The sequence below is a fragment of the Streptomyces sp. NPDC055078 genome (genome assembly GCF_053607985.1).
Window position 1 is genome coordinate 1 of the sequence record NZ_JBSGUP010000651.1, and the last position, 4,602, is coordinate 4,602.

The window sequence follows — 4,602 nt, forward strand, 5'->3', positions numbered from 1 at the left end:
ACACTGGGCCGTCCCCTGCCCGCCGACCACCGCTGGAGTCCCGCTGTGCGCATCGATCTGCACACCCACTCCACGGCGTCGGACGGTACGGACACCCCCGCCGAGCTGGTACGCCATGCCGCCGCTGCCGGTCTGGACGTCGTGGCCCTCACCGACCACGACACCACCCGCGGCCATGCCGAGGCGATCGCCGCACTCCCTCCCGGGCTCACGCTGGTCACCGGCGCCGAGATCTCCTGCGCGCTCGACGGTGTGAGCCTGCATCTGCTCGCGTATCTCTTCGACCCCGACGAGCCGGCCCTGCTGAGCGAGCGCGAACTCGTCCGGGACGACCGGGTACCGCGCGCCCGGGCCATGGTCGCCAAACTCCGTGAGCTGGGCGTTCCCATCGAGTGGGACCTGGTCGCCCGGATCGCGGGGGACGGCTCCGTGGGCCGCCCGCATATCGCGACCGCGCTGGTCGAACTGGGCGTCGTGCCGACCGTCTCGGACGCCTTCACACCCGAGTGGATCGCCGACGGCGGCCGGGCGCATGTCACCAAGCACGAACTCGACCCGTTCACCGCGGTCCGCCTGGTCAAGGCCGCCGGCGGGGTCGCCGTCTTCGCCCACCCGGCCGCGGTCAAGCGGGGCCGTACGGTGCCGGAGAAGGCGATCGCCGAACTGGCCGCCGCGGGCCTCGACGGTATCGAGGTCGACCATATGGACCACGACCTGCCGACGCGGGAGCGGCTGCGGGCGTTCGCCGCGGACCTCGGGCTGCTGACCACCGGGTCCAGCGACTACCACGGCAGCCGTAAGGACGTCCGGCTCGGCGAGTACACCACCGATCCGGAGATCTACGGCGAGATCACGCGGCGGGCCACCGGGGCGTTCCCGGTGCCGGGCGCCGGGGGAAGCCGGGCGTAACACCCCGCCCCGCCCCCGTCTCGTTCTTCTTCCCGCTAGGCCATCACCGTGTTCGACGTCGCTGTCTTCGGCTCGCTCTTTCTGACCCTGTTCGTGATCATGGATCCCCCCGGGATCACGCCGATCTTTCTCGCGCTGACCTCCGGCCGCCCTGCCAAGGTGCAGCGCCGGATGGCCTGGCAGGCGGTCGCCGTCGCCTTCGGGGTGATCACCGTCTTCGGCCTGCTCGGCCAGCGGATCCTGGACTATCTGCATGTCTCCGTGCCCGCGCTGATGATCGCGGGCGGACTGCTGCTCCTGCTCATCGCCCTCGATCTGCTGACCGGCAAGACGGACGAGCCCCAGCAGACGAAGGACGTCAATGTCGCGCTCGTACCGCTGGGCATGCCGCTGCTGGCCGGGCCCGGCGCGATCGTCTCGGTCATCCTGGCGGTGCAGGACGCGGCCGGCCCCGCTCAGCACCTCGCCGTCTGGGGCGCGATCGTCGCCATGCACGCGGTGCTCTGGCTGACCATGCGCTACTCACTGCTGATCATCCGGCTGATCAAGGACGGCGGTGTGGTGCTGGTGACCCGGCTCGCGGGGATGATGCTCTCCGCGATCGCGGTGCAGCAGATCATCAACGGAGTCACCCAGGTCGTCCGGGCGGCCTGAGCGATATGCCGATGAGCCCGGGCGGCATGCCGGCGCCCTTGAGCGCCATGCCGGCGGCCTGGGGTGATAAGTCGACAACGACGCCCCCGTACGGATCGTTCCGTACGGGGGCGTGTCACGTCGGGTGCGCGCTCGGGGCGCTACAAGGCCGAGGGTTCGACCGGGCGGATATAGATGCGCTGGCCCGTCGCGGCGGCCTGCTGCACGATCCGGTTGACGGAGGCGGCGTCCACGACGGTGCTGTCGACGGCGCTGCCGTTGACATCGTCCAGGCGCATGATCTCGAAGCGCACGGCTTCTCCCTTCGTCTGATCCTCCTGCTGGAGAACTGATGTCCTTCTGTTCGTCATCAACAGCGATACACCCTGCAAACATTCCCTACACTAAAGAAAATCTTTGGTTGCCTAATGACTGGCCGGTGCCTGCGGCGGCCCGGAGAATGGGCTCCGTATGAACGACGCAGAGATCAACTCAGACATCGACCCGGAGATCGCCTCCGAGGCCATGCCCGAAGCCACCCCTGAGGCGGCCCGTCCGGGCGGCCCGGTGCCGGCGGGTGACCCCGAGACCCGGGCGGCCATAAGTGAGATCGGCGCCCGGGTCGAGCACACCAATGAGCTGCTCCGCCGGATGCTCGCCGAGGTCGCGAAGACCCCGTCCACCCACGCCATCTTCGTGGACGCGGGCTATCTCTACGCCGCCGCCGGGCTGCTGGTGGCGGGCACCGAGGACCGGCGCTCCTTCGATCTGGACGCGGAGGGGATGATCGAGGCGCTCATCGACAGGGCCCGCACGATCTTCGCGGACAGCAGGCTGCTGCGGGTCTACTGGTACGACGGCGCCCGGCGCCGTATCCACACCCCCGAACAGCAGTCGATCGCCGAGCTTCCGGATGTGAAGGTGCGGCTCGGCAACCTCAACGCCAACAATCAGCAGAAGGGCGTCGACTCCCTCATCCGCACGGATCTGGAGTCGCTCGCCCGGCACCGCGCGATCAGCGACGCGGCGCTCGTCGGCGGTGACGAGGACCTGGTCTCGGCGGTGGAGGCGGCCCAGGGCTATGGAGCCCGGGTCCACCTCTGGGGCATCGAGGCGGCCGACGGCCGCAATCAGGCGGAGCCACTGCTGTGGGAAGTCGACAGCACCCGGACCTTTGACCTCGACTTCTGCCGTCCGTACATCACCCGCAGGCCCGTGACGACCTACGAGAACGAGGGCGCACCGCCGCCGTCGCGCGACGAGGTGCGGTTCACGGGTGCGCGGATCGCCGCGGTGTGGCTGGCGGAGCGGGGCCGCGAGGCCATGGCCGAACTGCTGCCGGGGCATCCCTATCTCCCCGGCCCGGTCGACCAGGATCTGCTGATCGAGGCGGAGCGGATGCTCCAGCGGTCACTGCGGGGGCACGCGGTGCTCAGGAGGGCGCTGCGGGACGGGTTCTGGCAGCACCTTCAGACCCAGTACTGACCGGCTGCCCGGCCGTCCGCTCAGTGATCGTCCCAGAACGCGACGACCGCCTCCGCCGTCTCGCGCGGCCGGTCCGTGTTGGGCGAGTGCTCGGCCCCGGCGATGACGGTCCGGCGCGCGCCGAGGCGTACCGCCATCTCGTCGAGCAGCGGTACGGACCAGGTGTCGTCGCGCTCGCCGCTCACCACATGTTTGGGGAGCGGCCGTACGGCGCCCAACTCGTCGACCCGGTCGGGTTCCACCGTCAGCCGATGGCCCGTGGTGATCAGCTGTACGGGGTTGTGGCGCAGCCAGCGGCGCCGGAGATCGCCGTCATCGCCGGGCTCGGCCGCCGCCTCCTCGGGTGTGTCGAACGACTGCATCGCGGTCCACACCTCGGCCATCCCCAGCGTCGCGAGCGCGTCGCTCAGCAGCCGCACCTTCTCCTGCTGGGCGGGGCTGACCTGCGCGGGGCCCGACGCCATCAGGGTGAGCGTCCGGAACGGGGACGCGTCCAGGAGGACGGCCGCGCGGGCGATCTGGCCGCCGAGGGAGTGCCCGAGGAGATGTACGGGGGCGCCGCCGCCGACCGCTTTGGTCTGGGCGAGTACGTCGAGGGCCAGCTCACCCTGCTCGTAGGCCCGGGGGTCGTCGGGGCCGTACGTCTCGTACTGCCCCCGGCCGTCGACGGCGAGAGTGCGGTAGCCCGCCGCCACGAGCGGTTCGAACATCGCGATGAAGTCCTCCTTGCTGCCCGTGTACCCGGGCAGGAGGAGGGCGGTGCCCTTCGTCCGCGCCGGGTCGGGGCGGGCGTCGAGGACCGCGAAGTCTCCTCGGGAGGTGGCGAGGGTGTCCGGTCGTGCGCAGGCCGGAGGAACGAAGGTGGGCGGACGGCTCATGCCCTTGAGGCTATCGACGCTCCGCTCCGGCCGCCCTTCAGCCCTCGTGCCGGGCCCCTGGTGGCCGGAGCGTGGACACCCGGCCTCCTTCAGGGCTGCGCGCGGACGGAGCCCTGAGGGAGGCCGGGTAACTGTTGAGGAGCTGGGGTCCCCTTAAGGGCGTAAGGGGGAGGGGCGTGGCCCCACGGCAGCCCGAGCCGGTCGGGAGGACCCCCGGGCATGGCGACGGCCCGGTCCCCTGGGGTGGGGGCCGGGCCGGGTGGGGCGGGTCAGGCTTCGGGCTGGGACGCCTTCGGCGCCCGGGTGCGGCGGCGCGGCTTCGTCTCCGGCTCGGCACCCGCGGCCTCGGTGGCGGCGGCGGCCTTCACCGTCCGCGTACGGCGCGGCTTTGTCACGGTCTCAGCCGGGGCGACGGCCTCAGCGGGGGCCGCGTCGGCCTCCACCTTCACCACACGCGTCCGGCGCCGCCTCGGCTTCGTCTCCGCTTCGGCCACCTGCTCGGCCGGCGGCTCGACGACGGTCGGCTCCATGGCGGCAGGCGCCACCGTGGTCGGCTCCATCACGATCGGCTCGGCCGTCTCGACCGCACCCGCCCTGGTGCGGCGGCGGCGCCTGGGCGCGCGGGCCTCGGCCGGGGCCCCGGGCTCAGGGACGGCCACGGACTCCGGGGCCACCGGCTCGGTGGTCGGCTCGGTGG

Annotated in this window: 5 protein-coding genes and 1 pseudogene; 3 read left to right on the forward strand and 3 right to left on the reverse strand. The window is 71.6% G+C overall.

Features of this window, described 5'->3' with window-relative positions; translation table 11 throughout:
• Nucleotides 1-45 precede the first annotated feature (45 nt).
• Nucleotides 46-909, forward strand: coding sequence for a PHP domain-containing protein (locus ACWF94_RS34085; RefSeq protein WP_453497594.1), 864 nt, complete (start codon nucleotides 46-48; stop codon nucleotides 907-909).
• A 48-nt stretch (nucleotides 910-957) separates the two neighbouring features.
• Complete coding sequence (locus ACWF94_RS34090) at nucleotides 958-1,563, forward strand: MarC family protein (RefSeq protein ID WP_453497588.1); 606 nt, start codon at nucleotides 958-960, stop codon at nucleotides 1,561-1,563.
• Between the two features lie 140 nt (nucleotides 1,564-1,703).
• On the opposite strand, the gene ACWF94_RS34095 is transcribed toward ACWF94_RS34090, so the two are convergent.
• Nucleotides 1,704-1,913, reverse strand: coding sequence for a hypothetical protein (locus tag ACWF94_RS34095; protein WP_453497599.1), 210 nt, complete (start codon nucleotides 1,911-1,913; stop codon nucleotides 1,704-1,706).
• Nucleotides 1,914-2,193: 280 nt separating this feature from the next.
• Here ACWF94_RS34095 and ACWF94_RS34100 point away from each other — a divergent pair, with 280 nt between their 5' ends.
• A complete protein-coding gene (locus tag ACWF94_RS34100) occupies nucleotides 2,194-3,027 on the forward strand; it encodes an NYN domain-containing protein (protein WP_453497597.1) in 834 nt (277 codons plus the stop codon).
• Between the two features lie 20 nt (nucleotides 3,028-3,047).
• Here the strand turns inward: ACWF94_RS34100 and ACWF94_RS34105 are convergent, their stop codons facing one another.
• Both ACWF94_RS34105 and ACWF94_RS34110 read right to left on the reverse strand, forming a co-directional pair.
• The gene (locus ACWF94_RS34105) at nucleotides 3,048-3,905 is read right to left on the reverse strand and encodes an alpha/beta fold hydrolase (protein WP_453497591.1); all 858 of its coding nucleotides are present in this window, start codon (nucleotides 3,903-3,905) and stop codon (nucleotides 3,048-3,050) included.
• Between the two features lie 269 nt (nucleotides 3,906-4,174).
• Nucleotides 4,175-4,602: pseudogene (locus tag ACWF94_RS34110) on the reverse strand (DEAD/DEAH box helicase); the annotation flags it as partial.

Coding starts and splice junctions, on each gene's coding strand:
- ACWF94_RS34100 (WP_453497597.1), top strand. CDS start 2,194: ATGCTCGCCGAGGTCGCGAAGACCCCGTCCACCCACGCCATCTTCGTG.
- ACWF94_RS34105 (WP_453497591.1), bottom strand. CDS start 3,905: ATGAGCCGTCCGCCCACCTTCGTTCCTCCGGCCTGCGCACGACCGGAC.
- ACWF94_RS34095 (WP_453497599.1), bottom strand. CDS start 1,913: ATGACGAACAGAAGGACATCAGTTCTCCAGCAGGAGGATCAGACGAAG.